Annotated in this window: 12 protein-coding genes; all 12 read left to right on the forward strand. The window is 36.9% G+C overall.

Annotated elements, in window-relative coordinates:
* Positions 1–49 precede the first annotated feature (49 nt).
* The 12 genes from V7D18_RS21450 to V7D18_RS21505 all read left to right on the forward strand — a co-directional run bounded on the left by V7D18_RS21450 (position 50) and on the right by V7D18_RS21505 (position 21,175).
* The gene (locus tag V7D18_RS21450; protein WP_426157348.1) at positions 50–1,585 is read left to right on the forward strand and encodes a DUF5605 domain-containing protein; all 1,536 of its coding nucleotides are present in this window, start codon (positions 50–52) and stop codon (positions 1,583–1,585) included.
* Positions 1,586–2,334: 749 nt separating this feature from the next.
* Entirely contained in the window at positions 2,335–3,081 is a 747-nt protein-coding gene (locus V7D18_RS21455) for a LytR/AlgR family response regulator transcription factor (protein WP_426157350.1), read from the forward strand.
* Positions 3,065–3,859, forward strand: a complete 795-nt coding sequence (accD, locus tag V7D18_RS21460; RefSeq protein WP_426157352.1) for an acetyl-CoA carboxylase, carboxyltransferase subunit beta — start codon at positions 3,065–3,067, stop codon at positions 3,857–3,859. Before V7D18_RS21455 ends, accD begins: the two co-directional genes overlap by 17 nt.
* A 31-nt stretch (positions 3,860–3,890) precedes the next feature.
* Entirely contained in the window at positions 3,891–4,751 is an 861-nt protein-coding gene (gene accA / locus V7D18_RS21465; RefSeq protein ID WP_426157353.1) for an acetyl-CoA carboxylase carboxyl transferase subunit alpha, read from the forward strand.
* Positions 4,752–4,807: 56 nt separating this feature from the next.
* Positions 4,808–5,296, forward strand: a complete 489-nt coding sequence (locus tag V7D18_RS21470) for an acetyl-CoA carboxylase biotin carboxyl carrier protein (RefSeq protein WP_426157355.1) — start codon at positions 4,808–4,810, stop codon at positions 5,294–5,296.
* Positions 5,293–6,657: an acetyl-CoA carboxylase biotin carboxylase subunit gene (locus tag V7D18_RS21475; RefSeq protein ID WP_426157356.1), complete on the forward strand. Its 1,365-nt coding sequence runs from the start codon at positions 5,293–5,295 to the stop codon at positions 6,655–6,657. Before V7D18_RS21470 ends, V7D18_RS21475 begins: the two co-directional genes overlap by 4 nt.
* A 147-nt stretch (positions 6,658–6,804) precedes the next feature.
* Positions 6,805–7,521 carry a 4'-phosphopantetheinyl transferase family protein gene (locus tag V7D18_RS21480; protein ID WP_426157358.1) on the forward strand — a complete coding sequence of 239 codons (717 nt, stop codon included), beginning with the start codon at positions 6,805–6,807 and terminating at the stop codon, positions 7,519–7,521.
* 21 nt (positions 7,522–7,542) lie between these two features.
* The gene (gene fabD, locus V7D18_RS21485; RefSeq protein ID WP_426157360.1) at positions 7,543–9,762 is read left to right on the forward strand and encodes an ACP S-malonyltransferase; all 2,220 of its coding nucleotides are present in this window, start codon (positions 7,543–7,545) and stop codon (positions 9,760–9,762) included.
* A 16-nt stretch (positions 9,763–9,778) separates the two neighbouring features.
* The gene (locus tag V7D18_RS21490) at positions 9,779–10,024 is read left to right on the forward strand and encodes an acyl carrier protein (RefSeq protein WP_426157362.1); all 246 of its coding nucleotides are present in this window, start codon (positions 9,779–9,781) and stop codon (positions 10,022–10,024) included.
* Complete coding sequence (locus tag V7D18_RS21495; protein ID WP_426157364.1) at positions 10,021–11,328, forward strand: beta-ketoacyl synthase N-terminal-like domain-containing protein; 1,308 nt, start codon at positions 10,021–10,023, stop codon at positions 11,326–11,328. The genes V7D18_RS21490 and V7D18_RS21495 overlap by 4 nt, the downstream gene beginning before the upstream one ends.
* 62 nt (positions 11,329–11,390) lie before the next feature.
* On the forward strand, positions 11,391–16,418 hold the full coding sequence (locus tag V7D18_RS21500; RefSeq protein WP_426157366.1) for an SDR family NAD(P)-dependent oxidoreductase: 5,028 nt from the start codon (positions 11,391–11,393) through the stop codon (positions 16,416–16,418).
* Positions 16,418–21,175: an SDR family NAD(P)-dependent oxidoreductase gene (locus V7D18_RS21505; RefSeq protein WP_426157368.1), complete on the forward strand. Its 4,758-nt coding sequence runs from the start codon at positions 16,418–16,420 to the stop codon at positions 21,173–21,175. The genes V7D18_RS21500 and V7D18_RS21505 overlap by 1 nt, the downstream gene beginning before the upstream one ends.

Below are 21,175 nucleotides of genomic sequence, written 5' to 3' on the forward strand. Positions count from 1 at the left end.
TAGAGATGGATTTATAATCCTGATAATCATAACAAAATAGGAGAATGACATGGCAGAGTTTATTCAGAAACTTGAAAAATGGGATACCTGGGAAATTACCTGTCCCGGTTACACGGATAAAAATCCGTTTGTTGATTATAAGATCCAGGGAACCTTCACCGGCGCTCATGAATGCAAAACAGTGGATGGGTTTTATGACGGAGACGGGAACTATGTGGTTCGGTTTATGCCTTCCTTTGAAGGAAGCTATGAATTTTTGATCTTCGGAAGCTTTTCTGAGAAGACCTGGGAAGGAACCTTTGAAGTACTTCCGGCTTCCGGCAACAATCATGGACCTGTCCGTGTTGCAAATACATATCATTTTGCTTATGAGGACGGAGTTCCTTATTATTCCATTGGAACGACCTGCTATGTATGGGAGCTGCAATCGGAAGAATTGCAGAAACAGACACTTGAGACTCTTAAGAAGAGCGCATTTAACAAAATTCGTTTCTGTATTTTACCGAAACATTATGATTACAATTTAAATGAACCGATATCTTATCCATACATAGGGGCACCCTGCGACAGCACAAAATTAACCAGTGATAATTTTCAGCTGTTTAATGGAAGAGCGGAGGGAAACCAGTGGGATTATTACCGCTTTAACCCGGAACATTTCCGGCATATTGAAGAATGTATCAGACAGTTGAGAGAATTGTCCATCGAAGCGGATTTGATCGTTATGCATCCTTACGACAGGTGGGGATTCAGTCTTATGAGCAGGGAACAGGACGAATTGTACTGGAACTATGTGATTGCCAGATTTGCTGCATACAGGAATGTCTGGTGGTCACTTGCCAATGAATATGACCTTATGCCTCAGAAATCGGTGGAGGACTGGGAAAATTTTGCAGGAATCATCTGCAGAAATGACAAATACAGTCATCTGAGATCCATTCATAACTGCATGTCTTTTTATGATTATTCCAGACCGTGGGTCACCCACTGCAGTATACAGAGACAGGATATCTATAAAACGGCTGAATACGTGGATGAATGGAGAGAAAGGTATAAAAAGCCGGTAGTACTGGACGAAATAGCCTATGAAGGAAACATTCAGCATGGCTGGGGAAATATTAGCGGTAAGGAATTGGTGCGCAGATTCTGGGAAGCCAGCTTAAGAGGGGGATATGCCGGTCATGGAGAGACTTATATGAACCCGGATGGGATACTGTGGTGGTCCCACGGCGGCGTTTTACATGGAGAAAGCCCTGACAGGCTGAAATTTCTGTATCGGATATTATCGGAAACGCCGGGCTATGGTCTGATGCCGTTAAAACAGGCCTGGGACGAGGTATGCGCAACCGCTGAAGGTGTTGGCTCCATGATACTGAAAATTAAAAGCTATTATCTATACTACTATGGATTTAACAGACCTTCCTTCCGGGAATTTAACTTTGATGATACAACGGAATTTGATGTGGAAGTTATTGATACATGGGATATGGAAATTCAGGACATGGGAGTATTTAAGGGGAAATTTAAAGTGGAACTGCCGGGGAAGGAATATATGGCGGTCCGCTTCAGGAAGCATCAGGCATAGAGATAGGGGTTTCCATTATGCTGAAAGAAATTAATAGAAAAATATGAATGTTTATTCAAGAAAAAGAGGTCTGACGGTGTTCAGACTTCTTTTTTATTGAGATATACTGGTGGTTAAGGTGATGTAGTAAAACAAATAAAAGAAATAAAGTTATACATTATCTGACAAAATATTTAGTTAAATTTTAGAAAGAAAACTGAATATTATAAGATAAATGATAATACTCTGAAAATATCTTATGCCATAAAATAGTATAATTCTGAGATTTTTTATTCACTTCTTTTCAGTTATTAACATTTAAAAATATATAATCAAATACAATGTGTCTATTGTCATATACTTAATTTTATATAATTATTCATTAATGCGGTTTGCAAATTTCGGTATTTATACATATTGAATCAACGAAAAAAAATATTCATTAATTATTTTTTTACAAATGCACAAGAAACTCATTTTTTTATAATAATAAACAAATCGTTTTTAAAGTGATTATTTTTATAGTTTCCTCACATGAGGGCAACGTTTTTGTAAATAAAAATTTTGTCGAAAGGTGCGATAAAAAAGAGTTTAATATTTAAAAAGATTGCAGTAGGATAAGCTATAAAATAAATATATTGTTAGAAAATAACAGATATCATACAAAAATGACTAAAAACAAAAATAAACAAATATTAAATGGAAAAACGAGGAAAAAATCAAAAATATAAAATGAATCGATAAATTTATTGATTTAGGAGGTGAACTCATTGCTAAACATTGCATTATTTGATGATGGTACAAAAATAGTAGATTTTATTGAAAAAGTTACTTTGGAATTTTTTAATGGAGAATTTATTCCGTTAAATATTATCCGTTTCAAGAATGCAAACAATTTACTTTATGATATTGCTGACGGTTATAAGTTTGACTTGTTTTTACTAGAGGCAGTATTACCTGATATGAGCGGGGAAGAACTGATTAAGAAAGTCAGAAAAACGAATCCAAACGGTTATTTTGTATTTATTACTTCCCAGCTTAATTATGCCATTGATGGTTATGGATTAAAGCTGTTTCGATTTATACCTAAGGATGAAGTCAGCAGAAAGCTTATATCAGTACTAAGGGATTTCAAGTATGAAGTATCTTTGAAAGATAGAAATAGTTATATAATCACCACGAATATTCGCCTGGAAAAGCTGCCCTATAAAAATATTTATTATATCTATAAAGAGAAGAAATATTCCATATTTGTTACCACAGAAGGCAAAAGTAAAGAAAGGAAGGGAATTGCTGAAGTATATAATTCTTTAAATAGAGATGAATTTTTTTTCATTGATAAGGGGTATATTGTGCATGCTTTTTATGTAAGTAAGCTAATAAAGAATAATCTATATTTATTAAATGGAATAGTATTGACAGTTAGCAGAACTCATATTAAGGAGATTAGAAAAAAATTAATACAGTATTGGAAAAATAATTACAGAAAGGAGAATCATTATGAACAATGTGTTTGAAAAATGTACTACTTGCGGATATGTTCATGATAGTAAAAAACTAAAACGTGAACTGTTTATTTGTAACAATTGTGGTTCTTATAGTAAGATGCCGTTTCGGGATAGAATAGACTTAATAGTAGATTCCAACTCGTTTAAGGAGACTAATGGCAATTTGGCTTTTCATGATCCGTTGCACTTCCCAGGATATGAAGAAAAATACAGGAAAGCAAAATCAGTTACAGAATTAAATGAAGCAGTAGTGACAGGCTGTGCAAAGATTAGTGGAGAAGATGTGATGTTAGGAGTTATGGACTCAAGATTTATGATGGGAAGTATGGGTGTGATTGTCGGATATAAAATTTCCAGTTTATTTAAAGAAGCATTAAGTAAAAGACTGCCCGTAATCATTTTTGCTGCATCAGGCGGAGCAAGAATGCAAGAAGGCCTTTTTGCGTTAATGCAGATGGCCCGTACTGCTTCGGCGGTACAGGAATTTAATGAAGCAGGAGGTTATTACATAAGTGTGCTGACGAATCCTACAACCGGAGGTGTGAGTGCCAGTTTTGCTTTCTTGGGAGATACTATTCTGGCAGAACCGAATGCTTTAGTAGGTTTTGCAGGTCAGCGGGTAATCAAGCAAACAATAAGAGAGCAATTACCAGAAGGATTTCAAACCTCGGAATATCTATTAAAAAATGGATTTATTGATGCCATAATAAAAAGAGCTGATTTACGGGAAAAATTGGCATGGCTCTTGAAATTTCATAAAGGTTCTTCACTGAATAATAGTAACTAAAGGTAATTATTTGTTGAACTGGAGGCAATATATGAAAAAATTAGATGAAGATGAAAAATCGTTATTACAGAAAAGAATATGTAACGTAAGCACAACCTGGAGAAATATTCAGGCCATTAGAAATGAAAAAAGATTTAAGAGTTTAGATCTGGTAAAAAATATCTTTACGGATTTTTTCGAACTACATGGGGACCGCTATTTTGGTGATGATAAATCAATAGTTGGAGGAATCACCTATCTTAATGATATTCCTGTCACATTAATTTGCCAGTATAAAGGGAAAGGTTTGCCGGATAGTCAGGACAGACAGTTTGGAATGCCTTTGCCTGAAGGATATAGAAAAGCGCTGCGGCTTATGGAGCAGGCTGAAAAATTCAACCGTCCTATTATTTGTTTCATTGATACACCAGGGGCTTATCCTGGAGTTAATGCCGAGGCAAGAGGCCAGGCAGAAGCAATCGCTAGAAATTTAAAAGAAATGTTTTCATTGACAGTACCAATTATATCACTGGTCGTAAGCGAAGGCGGAAGCGGAGGCGCGCTCGCATTGGGGGTAGCTAATAAAGTATACATGTTAGAAAAGGCAATATATTCGGTGGTATCACCAGAAGGGTGCGCAAGTATTTTGTGGAAGGATTCTCAAAAAGCAGAGTTGGCATCGGAATATTTGAAACTTACTGCAGACGAGATTTATAATGCCGGTATTGTGGATGGCATTATCAGTGAAAAAGGGTCATTTATAGAGTTATGCGGGAGGATTGCAGAAACTTTTTATAAGGATATCCTTCAAATGCGGTGCAGATCCCGGGAACAACTGAAAAATGATAGGAAAATCAAATTTATAAATATTGGAATGTTGAATGATAAGTTGGATACGGCAGATATGGTTTGAAGAAAGTATTTCATTTCTGAAATAAAATAATTATAAGAAAAAAGAGAGGTCTAAATATGGATGAAAATAAAATATTAACTATTTTAAACATTTTTGAAAGTTCTACTCTTTGCTATTTTAAATATTCCATGGATGGCAATGAAATCATATTTAGCAAAGAAAGTGATAATACGTTTGCAATCAATTCCTTTAATATGGAAAATTCAAAGCAGCATGCTACAGTAAAAGGGGTACATGAAGAAAATGAAAAACCATCTGTTAGGATACAGGAAAAAGAAAATGTGAAAGCAGAAAATGTTGATGCAGATAACAATAAGATTTCTGTAAAATCAAATTTTGTAGGTATGTTTACGTTGTCTGATAATTTAAAAAAAGCAAATGCAAGTGTTAAAAAAGGTGATGTTTTAGGAAATATAGAAGCTATGAAAATCTATAATGATATTATTTCTCCGGCAGATGGTGATATAGAACAAATACTTGTCGAAGATGGCAGTTTGGTTGAATGTGAACAGGAACTGATGATTATTAGGGTGAACTCAATATGAAAAAATTTGAAAAGGTTTTAGTAGCAAATCGCGGAGAAATTGCACAAAGGATTATTAAGGCTTTAAAAGAACTGGGGATAAAAACAATTGCGGTTTATTCAAATGTAGATAAAGATGCACCATATGTACGGCTGGCGGATAATAGAGTTTGTTTGGGGGATGCGAAGGATTCCTATTTGAATACATATAAACTGATATCGGCTGCAACGGCATATAAAGTGGATGCGATCCATCCTGGAATAGGTTTTATGGCTGAGTCCGGAGAATTTGCTGAACTTTGTAACCAGTGTAATATTGTATTTATCGGGCCGGGGTATGATTTGATTAATGCTATGGGGAATAAAAGCAGGGCAAAGCAAATTGCCAGGGAATGCCATATTCCCATAATCGAAGGGAGCGAGGAGCCGGTAGCGGATATTGAAGAGTGTGAAGAATTTGGTGAAAAGGCTGGTTATCCGATTTTACTCAAAGCCACTTATGGAGGCGGAGGAAAAGGAATAAGGATTGTAAATAGAAAGGAAGAACTAAGTGATTGCTATGAGTTATGTGTGAAGGAGGCCAAAACAGCTTTTAATAATGGAGAATTGCTGGTAGAGAAGGCGGTCCAAAATTTCAAACATTTTGAAGTCCAGATTTTAGGCGATACACAAGGAAATATCATTCATCTGGGTGACAGAGAATGTACGATCCAGCGGTCCAATCAGAAAGTTATTGAGGAGGCGAGATGCCAAAATATCAGTGAAGATTTACGCCAGAGAATATATGATGATGCATTGAAGATTGCGAAGTATATCCATTATGTGGGACCTGGGACTGTGGAGTTTTTGGTTCAGAATAATGAAAAATATTATTTTATGGAAATAAATACCAGACTTCAGGTTGAGCATACTATTACAGAGTTAATAACTGGAATTGATATAGTAAAAGAGCAAATTAAAATTTTTGAGGGTTGTAAATTAGAACTAAGTCAACGTGATATAAAGTTTGACGGATATGCATTACAATGCAGAATTCTTGCAGAAAATATGACTCAAGGAGGTTTCCCGTCTTTAGGTAAAATTACAAAATGGAATATGCCGGGGGGATTGGATGTAAGAGTGGATAATGGTTATGGCTGCGGTAATAAAGTAACCCCTTATTATGATTCTCTGATTGCAAAAATATCCTGCCGGGCTTCCAATAAAGAGCAAGCAGTAAAAAAAATGCTGGTAAGTCTTGAAGAAACTGAAATAGAAGGAATAAAAACAAATGTAGAATTTCTTAAGTACATACTTAAAAAAGATGAATTTTTAAGTGGTGATTATACAGAAAAATTCATGGGTAAGGCTGTGGACAGGTACAATAAGGAGTATAAATATTAATCTATGTTTCGGCTAGTTAATATTTAAATGGAATACAAACTGATAGAAAAGGGTTCTGTGTATTGAAAACCAATGGACAGGAGGCTTCATGGCGAAGCTATGTCTTTTCAACCAAAAAAACGAAATATGCAAAAGGAGGTGAACTTTATGAACTATTGTGGAAAATGTTATGATGATAAAAAGCATTATGCTTTTTTTGTTAATTTAACCACTATCCCAAGTTCAGGAGTGGGTGATTTATTTCAATATTTAAGCCCTGAAGAGTTGGAATATATCAATACGATCAAAAGTAAAAAGAGGTTGGAAAGTTTTATAAATGGACGTATTTCTTTAAAAATAGCGAGTTCACTGTTTTGCATGGATCGTAAGCTGAAAGATATATCTGTCAGTAACGGTATTTTAGGCCAGCCGGTCATAACAGTAAAAGGCCGGAGCAACATTTCAGGAAGTATATCACATTGTGATAGCTGTGCCGCATCTATTGTATTTGACGAAGAGTTAGTATTTGGAATTGATATAGAAGATAAAAATAGAGATATTAGTAATATTTTGATTCATTTTGCAGAGCAATCTGAAATAGAAGCTGTTAAAAAACTGGATTGTTCAGAAACTCTGGGCTGCCTGATCCTTTGGACTTCCAAGGAATCCTTGTCTAAATGCTTAAAAACCGGTTTTACTATCCCATTGGAAATTTTCAGAATAAAGTCAATTGAGAAAACCAAAGATTGTTACAGAGTATTATATGCAAATTTCAATCAATTTGAAACAAGAGTATATGTATTGGAAAATAATATATGTTCACTAACGTATCCTAAGAAACTGATTGTATCCTTGAATATGGATGCCAGTAAAACAAATCTATAATTAAGAAAGAAGGAAAATTTTATGATAGCTTATGTATTTCCAGGACAGGGGGCGCAATACAAGGGTATGGGAAAAGATTTGTTTGATGAATTCCCGGACATTGTAGAGAAAGCTGATAATATATTAGGATATTCTATTCGGGAATTATGTTTAGAGGATCCCTGCTCAAAATTGGGATTGACCGAATATACTCAGCCGGCAATATATATAGTTAATGTTTTGTCATACTTAAAAAAGATTCATGATGCTGGAATAAGGCCCGATTATGTTGCCGGGCATAGCTTGGGTGAATATAATGCTCTTTTTGCAGCAGGCGCTTTTGACTTTGAAACCGGGTTAAAATTAGTGAAAAAAAGAGGAGAATTGATGGGACATGCCTCCGGAGGCGGGATGGCAGCAGTTATAGGTTTAGATGAAAAACAGCTTAAAGATTTATTAGCCGCTAATAATTTGAACAGCATAGATATTGCCAATTATAATAGTCCGACACAAATTGTAATCTCCGGACCGAAAGAAAGTATTGTACAGGCAAAAGAAGTATTTGAACATGATCCTGATGTGAAATACTTTACCATACTAAATGTCAGCGGTGCGTTCCATTCAAGGTATATGGAGGAAGCAGGAAATCAATTCAAACAATTCCTGGAAGAGTTCGTTTTTGATAACATAAACATTCCTGTTATTTCAAATGTATATGCAAGACCTTATACAAATGCAGATATTAAGGATATTTTGGTCAAGCAGATTTCCAATTCTGTGCGTTGGACAGACAGCATTCGTTTTTTATTGGGGAAAGGAGAGGTTCAATTTGAGGAGATTGGAATTGGAAGAACGTTGACCGGTTTAATACGCCATATAGCAGCGGAAACAGAACCCCTGATAATGGAAGAAAAGTTTACAAAATATTCTTTAGGCAGTGAGGAATTTAAGAACAAATATAACTTGAAATATCCATATATTGCAGGTGCAATGTATAGAGGCGTTGCATCAAAAGAACTTGTAATCAGTATGGGAAGAGCCGGCATGATGGGCTTTTTGGGAACAGGAGGAATAAGTCTGGATGATATTGAAACTGATATTCAATGCATTCAAAAAGAACTTCCCAATGGGCAGCCATATGGATTGAATTTTTTATATAACCCAAACAACCCTGCAAAAGAAGAAGATACTATTAACTTGTATTTGAAATACGGAATTAAGGTAATAGAGGCATCGGCTTTTATGGGAATTACCTCTTCATTGGTCAGATATAAAGCGAAGGGATTGAGAAAGAATCCTGATGGAAAGATTATTACTGACAATCGAATTATTGCAAAACTGTCCAGGCCGGAAGTTGCGGAGGCCTTTATGAGTCCCGCTCCAATTAGGATAATTGTTAAATTACTAGAAGAGTCCAAGATAACGGAAAGCGAAGCAGAAATGCTGAAATGCATACCAGTTGCAGACGATGTTTGTGTTGAAGCGGACTCGGGCGGACATACGGACTGCGGCGTAGCCTATACCCTGATGCCTGCGATTATTAAACTTCGTAACGATCTATCAGAAAAATACGGATACATAAGAAAGATCTGCATCGGAGCGGCAGGAGGAATCGGAACTCCGGAAGCTGCTGCTGCTGCTTTTATTTTAGGAGCTGATTTTATTGTAACCGGGTCCATTAACCAATGTACAGTTGAAGCAGGTACAAGCAGTCAGGTAAAGGATCTGCTGCAAAAAATGAATGTACAGGATACGGATTATGCCCCGGCAGGAGATATGTTTGAGTTTGGTGCCCGTGTTCAAGTGTTAAAAAAAGGCTTGTTTTTTCCAGCAAGAGCAAATAAATTATTTGATCTTTACAAACAGTATGATTCGATTGACGAAATTGATAATAAAACAAAAACCCAATTGCAGGAAAAATATTTCAAACGCAGCTTCGATAGAATTTATGAGGAAGTAAAATCTTTTTATTCTAAAAGCGAAATTGAGAAAGCAGAATCAAATTCAAAATATAAGATGGCCTTAATATTTAAATGGTATTTCCACTATAGTACGGAATGCGCCTTATCAGGCAGTTCAGAATCAGTAGTTGATTATCAGGTGCATTGCGGACCGTCATTGGGGGCTTTTAATCAATGGATTAAGGGTACAGAATATGAACCATGGTCCAACCGGCATGTGGCTGAAATTGGTCTGATGATATTAGATAATGCTGCATCATACTTAAATAATAGATTTCATGAATTGACGTTGAATAAATAAGACCAGGAGGATGAATATGAGTAAGCAGATGATATTTGAAATGATGAAAGAAAGTATCAGTATTATATTGCCGGACATTGAACCGGATCAGCTGTCAATAGATGACAGCCTTAAAGAAATTGGGGCTAATTCTGTGGACAGAATGGATATTATTATTGATATGATGGAAAAATTAGATATAAAAATACCGCTTATTGAATTCGGTGAATTGAAGAACATGGGGGAAATAGTGGATCTGTTGTTTTCTAAGAAGGGATTTTGAAAAAACAAATGGGAAAGAATATAGTAAATACGTATGTTACAGGGATGGGAATTATAACATCTGCAGGTGATTCAGTACAGAATTTCGAAAGAGCTTTAAAAAACGGAACAAGCAATATAGGGTATTCCCAAAATAAATCCGTTAATCATTCACATGTCATTTGTGGGGAAGTTCATGAGGATTCCGTACATAATCGATTAGATAAATATATGAATGCCGCATATATACCAGAAAGGAGCAAGAAGTCAGCAAGGAGTTTGATTTACAAATCATCTTATCAAGTACAGGCGGCATTAGCAACTGTATTTGAAGCATTTTGTCAGGCGGATTTATTTGACAGTCCAATTGCAGGCGAGCGAATGAGCATTATTGTATCTGGAAATAACCTGACGAATTCGTTACAGCAAAAAAATTATGATAAATCAAGAATAAATCCCGAATATCTTTCGCCTCAATTAGCACTGCAGTTTATGGATACATATCATATTGGTGTAATTAGTGAGGTGTTCGGAATTAAGGGGGAAGGATTTACGACAGGAGGAGCTTCAGCAAGTGGCAATGTCGCCATTATTAAGGCCAAACAACTAATTGATTCAGGACTGGCCGACCTATGTATTGTAGTTGGCTCACTGGCGGATTTAACAGATATGGAACTTCAGACCTTTTATAATATCGGTGCGTTGGGAGGGAAAAAATACATCAATGAACCAGAGCAGGCTTGCCGGCCTTTTGATGAAAATCATGAAGGGTTTATCTATGGACAGGGAGCCGGCTGTTTAATATTAGAGAATGAAAAATCTGTAAATGCCAGAGGCTGCAGACCGGTTGCTGAAATCCTGGGCGGGGTCATGCAATTAGATGGCAATCATTCCAGCAATCCAAATGAGGTGGGAGAAATACAGGTGATTCAGAGGGTCCTTTATGAAACCGGAACAGATTTTGGGGAAATCAACTATATCAACGCTCACGGCACTTCCTCACCGTTAGGGGATGAGACAGAACTGAATGCAATCAGAAAAGTTTTTAAAGAACATGCCTGTGATATTTGGATTAATTCAACAAAAGGAATTACTGGGCACTGTCTATATTCTGCCGGAATAATAGAAGCAATTGCTTCTATTATTCAAATGGAGGCGGGGTTCGTCCATCCGAATATAAACTTAGATAACCCCATTGACGGGAATTTAAAATTAGCGGGAAAATCCATGATTCCGGTGGAAATCAAGATGGCATTGAGTAATTCATTTGGTTTTGGCGGTATTAATACAAGCGTTTTACTAAAAAATGTAAAATATAGTTTATAAATAAAAAGGCTGAATCAATGGCCTTTTTATTTTCTGCGCGATTGATATTAAGGAGTAGATCTATGATTGAGAAGCAGGCCGATAATAAAAAAAATATAGCAGGTGGTATAGCGGTAATCGGAATGGCGTGCCATTTTCCGCAGGCAGATAATTACAGAGAATTTTGGGATAATTTAATCCGTGGCATGGACTGTATTTCCGAGGTTAATAAACAAAGATGGGATATTGAACGTTACTATTCGCCGGATCAGTGTGAAAATAAAAGCATAAGCAAATGGTGCGGCCGGGTGGAGAGGATGGAATATTTCGATAATCAATTTTTTAGAATATCACCCAGGGAAGCTATGGTAATGGATCCTAATCAAAGACAATTACTCGAAGCTTCCTGGCAGTGCATAGAGGATGCCGGTGTTGGATTGAAGCGGTTACAGGAAGGAAGAACGGCCGTTTATACGAATGTATCTCAAAATGATTATGGACACAGGGCCTATGCTGATTCCAATGAAATTGACAGTTATTCAAATTTGGGAAACGCAGCAAGTATTTCTGCCAATAGAATATCCTATTGTTTTGGTCTTAAAGGACCCAGTATGTCAATCGATGCAGCGTGCGCATCTTCCTTGGTGGCTTTGGATACAGGGTACCGGGCATTAATAAATGGTGAATGTGACTTCGCCTTAGTTGGCAGTGCGAATTTTATCCTGCATCATGGCAGGTATATTTCTTATTCTAAGGCCAGGCTGCTGAGCCCCGATGGAAAATGCAAAACTTTCGATGCGACGGCAAATGGTTTCGTTCCCGGTGAAGGGGTCGGTGTTCTGCTTTTACAGCGGCTTCCGGATGCGCTTAATCAAAAGAATCATATCCATGCAGTTATGAAAGCGTCAAGAGTCTGCCAAATCGGGGGAAGTATTTCGATTACCGCGCCCAAAATGAGTGAGCAGAGGGATATGATATTATCTGCTTATGACCATTGCGGTTTTTCACCAGAAACGGTTAGTTATATTGAAGCACACGGAACGGGAACTGCTTTGGGAGATCCGATTGAAGTGGAGGCATTGAGTCAGGCATTCCGGGTATATACAAGTAAAAGGCAATTTTGTAAGATTGGTTCAGTTAAGACCAATATTGGGCATCTTGAGGGAACCTCTGGAATGGCAGGTGTAATAAAGACAGTATTAATGATGAAGGCGCGTAAAATACCGAAGACTCTGAATATACATCAGATTAATCCAATTATAAATTTCAGTGATTCTCCGTTTGAAGTGGCAGCGGAATGTACAGATTGGAAACCGGTTAACGATGAAGGACCATTGCGTGCAGGCGTCAGTTCCTATGGTTTTGGCGGTGCAGGCGGTCATATTTTGATGGAAGAATACTTAGAAGAGAGAAAAGAGAACCGCTCCTGCCAGTATTATGTATTTACGCTGTCCGCAAAATCCCAGAATAGTCTGCATGCGTTGCTTGAGAAATGGAAGGAATTTACAGGAACACCAGAATTTGATCAGTTAAACATACAAGATATATGCGGGACCACTGCATTGAGCCGTTCTGATTTTGAATACAGAGTGGGGCTAAAGATAAAGGATAAGGATGATTTGATTAATAAATTGGGCGTTGCTGCCAGCGGTGCTTTGCCGCATAGCTTTCGTAGTTTGATCTTACAGATCGGGACACTTAAGCTATGCGGTTTTTTAGAAGTCAAAGATTTGTATCAGACACAAACTGAATTTCGGTTCATAGTGAATGATTTTGAAAAGCTGGTCAGTACGCAGGAATGGGAAGGACTATTTGAAGATATTTGGCAAGAGAAACATAGAGAACTCTATTCCTTTATGATTATCTATTCATTTATAAAAACATTAGAAACAGTTGGAGTAAGATTTTCAACTGCTATTTGTGCCGGGGAAGGTACATTGCCCATGTTAGCATATACAGAGGTGATAAAAAAAGAAGATGTTGTAAAATTTTTACTGGGAAAAAAGACATTTGATGAGTTCGTATTATTAAGACCGGGTATTGATCTCTATGATAGTTACAGGAGAGAGAAAATAAAACCAAATAAATTGGAAGTGTCATTTCTTAAAAGGATAAGAGACAATATCAAAGTGGATATAAACAGTATTCAAAAATTCATCTTAAAGGCTAAAAAAGTATACAGATATATTTATACATATAAAAAGTTAGTTGAGGAATGGAGAGCGTCAGTTTCCAAAACGGATTTTGATAAGATAGAGTCGGTTCTTATTGAAAATGAGCCGATGAACCAATCAAGAGAAGTATATTTGATTTTATTTATTTTAATTAGTTCCATGCGCCGGTTAAATCATAAATGGGATTTAAAAAGTGATGTTATTGAGAGCAGTGAAGAGTTCAATGTACTATTGAAGCTGTATGAAAATGGAATAATTACGCGGGAAAATGTTGTAAGTCTGATTACCGCTGATGAGGACTGCCTGCTCGAGGAGGCAGCAAAAGAAATTAGTAATAGGGAAACAACAGCTGTTATAGGCCGCATAGAAAAAATGGAGGAAATAGAGAATAAGGAAGAGTGGATAATGGGCCTTAAGGCTTCAGAACCGGAGTATATAGGATCTGATGATGAGGCACTTATTCATATCGGTCCAAATTACAATGACAGCCGGTTGGCAATTAATTTAAAGAATATGTTTACCAATATTTTATTACATATTTGGAATAGCGGATTTGATGTTGCCATAAAGAGCCTATATGAAGAAAGTAGTTTTTATAAAGTACCTCTTCCTGTGTATGAATTCGATGAAAAACCATTTTTGATACAGAATCAGCCTGTGCAGCATAAGATTCCCATGGTGCCGGAAAGAAAATTTTTAATAGAAGATGTGATTATCCGCGATCACGTGATAATTAATAAAAATTTAATACCAGGTGCTTCCTTCCTGCAGTTTTCCATAAATCAGATGAACGATTATTATGGTCTGGCTGTGAATACATTAAGGCATGTAGTATTTTTGAGGCCATGTATCGTAGAAAATGAAAAAGAGCTGATAGTAAAGATGGAAGACAGTAATTTTACAGTGAATTCATCAAATGAAGTCCTGTGCAAAGGTCAATGTTACACGGAAGAAAATGTTTCCGATCCATCCATAGATTTCAGTAATATTGAGAGCTATCCGTCCATGAATTCCGAAAAAATGTATGATTTTTTGTACAATATGGGATATAAGTATGGGGAAAGCCTGAAGGTTATTCATAAAATCTGGAAGATCAATCAGGGGTATATCTTCCAGATTGATGAAGTGATTTCTGAAAAAAATGAGAAAATCGGTGCTGCATTGCTGGATGGCGTGTTTCAATCCGTATTGGGTACGGGGTTTTTTGAGGGGGAAATAGAAAACACAGGGAAAATATACATACCATTTAAAATAAAAGAACTTAAATTCCTTGGAAGTTTACGCGGCAGTTGTTATGTAACCATAAACAAAAATAATGTAAGACGGGTTAATGGAGATCTTTTTGCCTCCTTGGATGTTTATGATAATAATGGCAGGCATATACTTTGGTTAAAAGACATTTGCCTGAAAGAATGCCCGGATAATTTCCTTTTAAGTAAGAGTAGAGATTCAAATACAGGAGACCGGCTTATAAATTATGAACTGACCTGGCTGGAACAAAGAGGAAAAATTGAGGCAAAGGTGAGCCGTGAGAGAATCGCTGTGGCATTTATTCCGGAAGCGGATGAGGGACGTATATACAGTGTTCTGCATGAGAGGTATGAAGAAATATTCTTTGTAATAATGGGAAAAGAATTTTCAAGAAAAGAAAATAAATTCATAATAAATCCGGAAGAGGAAAGGGATTTTTTAACTATGCTTGATAGTTTTAAAAATCCGGAGAAGGAATATGATTTATTTTATTTATGGGATTCGGGGAATGATTCTGATACGTCTGTTTCAATAAGAAAAATGATTCAATTCGATATACATAGTATATTTAATTTGTGTAAAGCTTCCTTATTGAAAAGAATAGGAAAAAAGCTGAATATATTGGTGGCTGCTACAGGGAGTAAAATAGTAGAAGAAACTGATGAAGGCAAAAGGTTTTTATATGGAGGCTTAGAAGCGCTGGCAAGGACCATAAGACAGGAAAATCCTAAAATCAATCTGTCTGTCATTGACTTTGAGTCACTTGCGAATGAGGAAAAGGCAAGGATCCTGATGGAAGACCGATCGTTCCTTGAAGGCGAACCATGTACCGCTTATAGAAAAGGAAAACGTTATGTTCATGGCATTGAACGCCAGGCTGGAAGAGGAAATGCTTTAAAGAAGATAGAATTGGCTGATGGAGATACCTATCTCATTATTGGAGGACTGGGAGGCGTAGGCTATTTGATTGTTGATGCTTTAAGTAAAATATCACAATTTAATTTAGTGATACTCGGCAGTTCTTCAATTGATAGAAGCAAGCAGGAAAAAATAGAAAAACTAAGCAGGAACAAAGCTATAATAAAATATTATCAGTGCAATATTATTCAGGAAGAGGAATTAGCTGAAACAATACGTAATATTAAACAGCAGTTTGGGGTAATCCATGGGGTTATCCACTGCGGCGGGAAGAACGATGATAAATTATTAATGAGCAAAGACTGGTCAGCATTTACAGAGGTAATGAATCCTAAGATATTGGGAACCTGTCATTTAAATGAGCTGACTAGAAAGGAACCTTTGAAATTCTTTGTGTCCTTTTCCTCTATCGTATCAATTATTGGAAATATCGGACAATCTGATTATGCCTATGGAAATGGTGTTTTGGATACGTTTATGGATTACCGGAAGAGAAATGCATACCCAGGTATAAGTATAGGTATCAACTGGACAATCTGGGACAATTTGGGAATGGGAAAAAATAAATCTGCAATCAGGAATTTTGAGAAAAAAACGGGACTTATTTTTCCAGCGGCCGGGGTGAATGCTTTTATAGATATTTTATGCAATGGAATTGGACCGACCATTGTCATTTCAGATGATAAAAAGTTTGAAAGTTACCTTATTCAAAATCAATTACTGCATGTTGGCAATGGAAGTGGCTGTCAGAAGGAGGTTATATGTTAATGAAAGGAACAAGCACCCAAAGAATTGATAATGATATAACATTTAAATTGCTTGATATACTCGCAGAACTGCTGAACATTAAAAAGGAAGATTTGGAAGAGAATACAAACATTAGAGAATTTGGCCTTGACTCGGTCGCACTTAATGAATTTGCGGAGGTGATTAATAGGACGTTTGATATTGAAATTGATTCTACATTATTATTTGAATATTCTACAATCAAGGAAATTGGAAATTATTTAACAAAAGAATATGCCGGAAGCATGGATGATCAAATCTCTTCTGCCGATAAAGAGTCAATGGACAGGCAGGAGACCGGCTTAGAAGAAATGTTGATTTCTATACTATCCGGTCTGCTGAACATCTCATCTGAAGAAATAGACGAATTAACTGATTTGAGGGATTTCGGACTGGATTCCGTGGCTTTAAATGATTTTGCAGAATTGATAAATCTTAAATCAGGTACAGCAATTGACGCTGCGTTACTTTTTGAGTATACAAATGTAAAAGAGATAGCAGCATATTTAAGGCAAGATATGTACATTGCACCAGATGTAGAAGAAGAGAGTACAGAAAAGACTAAAACAGATGTTTTGGGGCCGGTAAAAAGCCTGGAAGAATTATTTCCTGCTGTTCCGGTAAAAGAACCTTCTCCGGAACCGGGACAAAGTTACAGTTCCAAAGACATAGCAATTATTGGAATCAGCGGACGTATGCCGCAATCTGATGATCTGAATGAGTTTTGGAGACATATCGAAAATAATGATGATCTTATCACAGATATTCCAAAGGATAGATGGGATTGGAGAGAATACAAGGCCAATAATCATAGAGGAGGTTTTCTGAAAAATATTAGAAGGTTTGATGCCGGTTTTTTTAATATTTCACCCAGAGAGGCGGAAATGATGGACCCTCAGCAAAGACTTTTACTGGAAGAGGTCTGGCATTTATTTGAAGATGCCGGCTATAAAGCTTCTGATTTATCAGGAAGCAGGACCGGTGTTTTTATCGGAGCCGGAAACGATGATTATAATGAATTAATTGCGAAAAGTAATTTGAATATTGACAGTTATGCAGCTACGGGTACCTATCTGTCAATATTATCAAATAGAATTTCCTATATTTTTAATTTATTTGGACCGAGCATGACGATTGATACCGCCTGTTCCAGTTCCCTGTTTGCAGTACATCAGGCAGTGATGTCACTTAATCAGGATGAATGTGAGATGGCCATTGCCGGCGGTGTAAATATAATTTGTGACCCGCGTCCATATTTGTCGTTTAGTCATGCCGGAATGCTTTCAGGAGATGGCAGGTGTAAAACGTTTGACTCGGATGCTGATGGTTATGTAAGGGCAGAAGGCGTTGGCGTTATTTTACTGAAACCGTTTAAAAAGGCTGTTGAAGAGGGGAGACATATTTATGGAGTTATTAAAGGTTCCGCCATTAATCATAATGGAATGACAAATTCTTTAACTGCACCAAGTCCAAATGCGCAGGCAGATGTAATCATGCGGGCTATGAAAAAAGGTGACATGAAACCTGGTACCATATCCTATATAGAAGCCCACGGGACAGGCACCAGTTTAGGAGATCCGATTGAAATAAACGGATTAAAAAAGGCATTTAAAGAGCTGGCTGATTCACAGGGGACCGTCTTGAATCATACATATTGCGGAATCAGTTCCGTCAAAACAAATATGGGACATTCAGAGCTTGCATCTGGTATGGCCGGAATCTTCAAAGTTTTATTGGCAATGAAGCATAAGGTTATTCCGGGTGTTATCAACTATCATAAAACCAATGATTTGATTCATCTGGAAGACAGCCCATTTTATATTGTGGATACAAATAAGGAGTGGGTCCCGTTGAAAGATAATGAGGGAAATGCTATACCGAGAAGGGCGGGAATAAATTCTTTCGGGTTCGGTGGTGCGAATGCCCATGTTGTCATTGAGGAATATATAAATCATGAATATTTGAAAGAACCAAAAGCCGGGAACTATCTGTTCGTACTGTCTGCCAGAGATGAAGAACGGCTTAAGGTATATGCAAGACAAATGCTTGAATATATAAAAGATAAAAAGCTCGATGCCGATCAGCTTACGAATATGGCGTATACGCTGCAGACGGGAAGAGAGGCCATGAGGCAAAGACTTGCTGTTTCAGCTGATTCAGCAGAAGATCTGATTGAAAAAATAAGCATGTTTTTGTCCGGAGAAGAAAATAAAGACATTTTTCATGGTGATACGAAAACGAATAAAAGGATCATTTCTGTTTTACAGAATGATAAAGAATTTGAAGATGTAATTGATCTTTGGAGCAAACAGAAGAAAGTTGAAAAGATTTTAAATTTCTGGGTAATGGGGCTGAACATTAATTGGAATAATTTTTATAAACAAATATCTGCGCCTCATATAATCAGTCTTCCGGTCTACCCGTTCAGCGAAAGTTCTTATTGGCTTCCAAAGGAGGAGAAAACGAGTGAAAAATTACCGGTTGCTGGGGCCTTCCATCCATTACTGCATAAGAATATCTCTAATTTTAAAACCCAAAAATTCCAAACGGTTTTTAGTGGAGAAGAGTTTTTCTTAACAGCGCATGTTATTCATGGACAGAAGATATTGCCTGGTGTTGCTTATCTTGAGATGGCTCTGGCAGCATTTAAATACTCGTCAGATGATGAATCTGATGGGATATTGGCTATGCGGGATATTGTATGGCTAAAGCCAATTTATGTTAATTCAAAATCAGAAGAGGCAGTAATCTCTTTAACCCCGGATGATGAAGAAAATGTACGGTATCAGATTTATAGCGGAGATCATATCTGCTGTGAAGGAGATATTTCTTATAAAAAGGATTTGGAAGTGCATGGAATCGACATTGAAAACATGCTGACACATAATCTCATAAAGTCAATTACAAAAGAAGAGTGTTATTCAGAGTATAAGAAAAAAGGATATCATTATGGTAAGGAACAGCAGGGGATCGAATGCTTATATATCACAGAGCAGGAGGTAATCGCAAAACTTAGTCTTCCAAAATCCGTAGAACAAACCAGGGACGAATATATTTTACATCCGAGTTTATTGGATTCGGCAATACAGGCAACCATCGGTTTTCTGATGGATGAAGAGAAAATGGGCAATAAAACTTATGTTCCTTTTAACTTAGGAGAACTGTTGCTTTTTGATGATAAGCCGGAAGTGGAGTGGGCAGTACTGCGGGATCGGTCTGAACCCGATAATCATGGCGGAATAAAAAGGTTTGATATAGAGTTATGTGATTCTGAGGGAAATATCTGTGTTCAAATGCAGGGATTGGTATTAAGAGAATACAGCCATTCCGGCGCATCAATCTTTACTGCGGATTGGAGCGTAAAGAAGCCGGTTCCCGGGGAAATTATAAAATTCAATCAGTACACAGGCGTTTTTTGTAACATTCCAGAAGAAACCAGAGATAAAGTGAGAGATAAAATAGATAGAACCTATGATTTTACTACATATTATACATTCGAAAGTAAAGAAGATGAGATTGTTGATAAATATGAAGAATATACGGATTCACTCATTGAGAATTTAAAACAGATTTTACTGGATAACAGGGACAGAAGCAATATGATACAAATTTTTGTACCAGCCAATGAAATTGGTGAACTATTTGCCGGTTTCAGCGGCCTGCTCAAATCGGTTGAACTTGAAAACCCGAGATTAAAGGGACAGATCATCTTTTTGGACTTTAATAAAGTTACTGATGAGGTAATTGATAGTATAGTATCAGATAGCAAAAACCCGGCTGATAAAGAAATAAGGTATGATTTTGAACAACGGCGGGTTAAGTCATGGGGAGAAATCAGGTTACCTTCTAAAGCTGTAATCCCATGGAAGGATCATGGTATTTATTTGATTTCCGGAGGAAGCGGAAAACTGGGATTGCTGTTTGCAGACGAAATAGCTAAGAAAGTAAAAAATCCTGTACTGATTCTTGTTGGGCGAAAACAGAGCAATGATGAAATCCGGGGGAAAGTGAAGCAGCTTAATAAATTAGGAGCAGAAGCCCACTATAAGCAGACAGATGTTACTGATCAGGATGAGGTCCATAAGCTAATGAAAGAACTAATGAAATCTTATGGAAGCCTTGATGGTGTTCTGCATTGTGCGGGACTTATTAACGATAATCTATTGTATAACAAGACCAGCAATGAAATACAGAAAGTTCTGGAACCTAAAATCAGAGGATTAGTAAATCTGGATCATTCAACTTCCGATGTGAAGTTGGATTTCTTTATTTTATATTCATCAATAGCAGGGGCTTTGGGAAATATCGGACAGTCAGATTATGCAGCCGCAAATGCATTTATGGATGTGTATTCAAAGTATAGGAATACGTTAGTCAGAGAAGGAAAACGGTTCGGAAGAACAATTTCAATTAACTGGCCCTTATGGAAAGATGGGGGAATGCATATGAATGGTGAAGCCCAAAAAGATTTCTATAAAAAAACCGGCATAGACAGTCTGGCAGCGTCTGATGGCATCAATGCACTATATTCTATTTACGGTCTTGAATGTAATCAGGCAATGGCTGTTTCCGGAAACATAGAAAAAATTAAACAGTTTCTTAATATTACTGCGGAAAACACAGTTGAAGAATGCCGGGACGATGAAAGAATCGAGCCGGAAGATATGGTAGTTACGGATATTTTAGAGGGAAATATGTCAGAAGAAGAATTTCTGGATTTTTTAGAAAGGAGTAACTGA

The organism is Lacrimispora sp. 38-1, assembly GCF_049890855.1.
Classification (GTDB): domain Bacteria; phylum Bacillota; class Clostridia; order Lachnospirales; family Lachnospiraceae; genus Lacrimispora.

Excerpts from the sequence above, each read along its gene's own strand:
- fabD (WP_426157360.1), top strand. The coding sequence starts at position 7,543 with ATGATAGCTTATGTATTTCCAGGACAGGGGGCGCAATACAAGGGTATG.
- accA (WP_426157353.1), top strand. The coding sequence starts at position 3,891 with ATGAAAAAATTAGATGAAGATGAAAAATCGTTATTACAGAAAAGAATA.
- V7D18_RS21450 (WP_426157348.1), top strand. The coding sequence starts at position 50 with ATGGCAGAGTTTATTCAGAAACTTGAAAAATGGGATACCTGGGAAATT.
- V7D18_RS21500 (WP_426157366.1), top strand. The coding sequence starts at position 11,391 with ATGATTGAGAAGCAGGCCGATAATAAAAAAAATATAGCAGGTGGTATA.
- accD (WP_426157352.1), top strand. The coding sequence starts at position 3,065 with ATGAACAATGTGTTTGAAAAATGTACTACTTGCGGATATGTTCATGAT.
- V7D18_RS21505 (WP_426157368.1), top strand. The coding sequence starts at position 16,418 with ATGAAAGGAACAAGCACCCAAAGAATTGATAATGATATAACATTTAAA.
- V7D18_RS21475 (WP_426157356.1), top strand. The coding sequence starts at position 5,293 with ATGAAAAAATTTGAAAAGGTTTTAGTAGCAAATCGCGGAGAAATTGCA.
- V7D18_RS21470 (WP_426157355.1), top strand. The coding sequence starts at position 4,808 with ATGGATGAAAATAAAATATTAACTATTTTAAACATTTTTGAAAGTTCT.
- V7D18_RS21490 (WP_426157362.1), top strand. The coding sequence starts at position 9,779 with ATGAGTAAGCAGATGATATTTGAAATGATGAAAGAAAGTATCAGTATT.
- V7D18_RS21480 (WP_426157358.1), top strand. The coding sequence starts at position 6,805 with ATGAACTATTGTGGAAAATGTTATGATGATAAAAAGCATTATGCTTTT.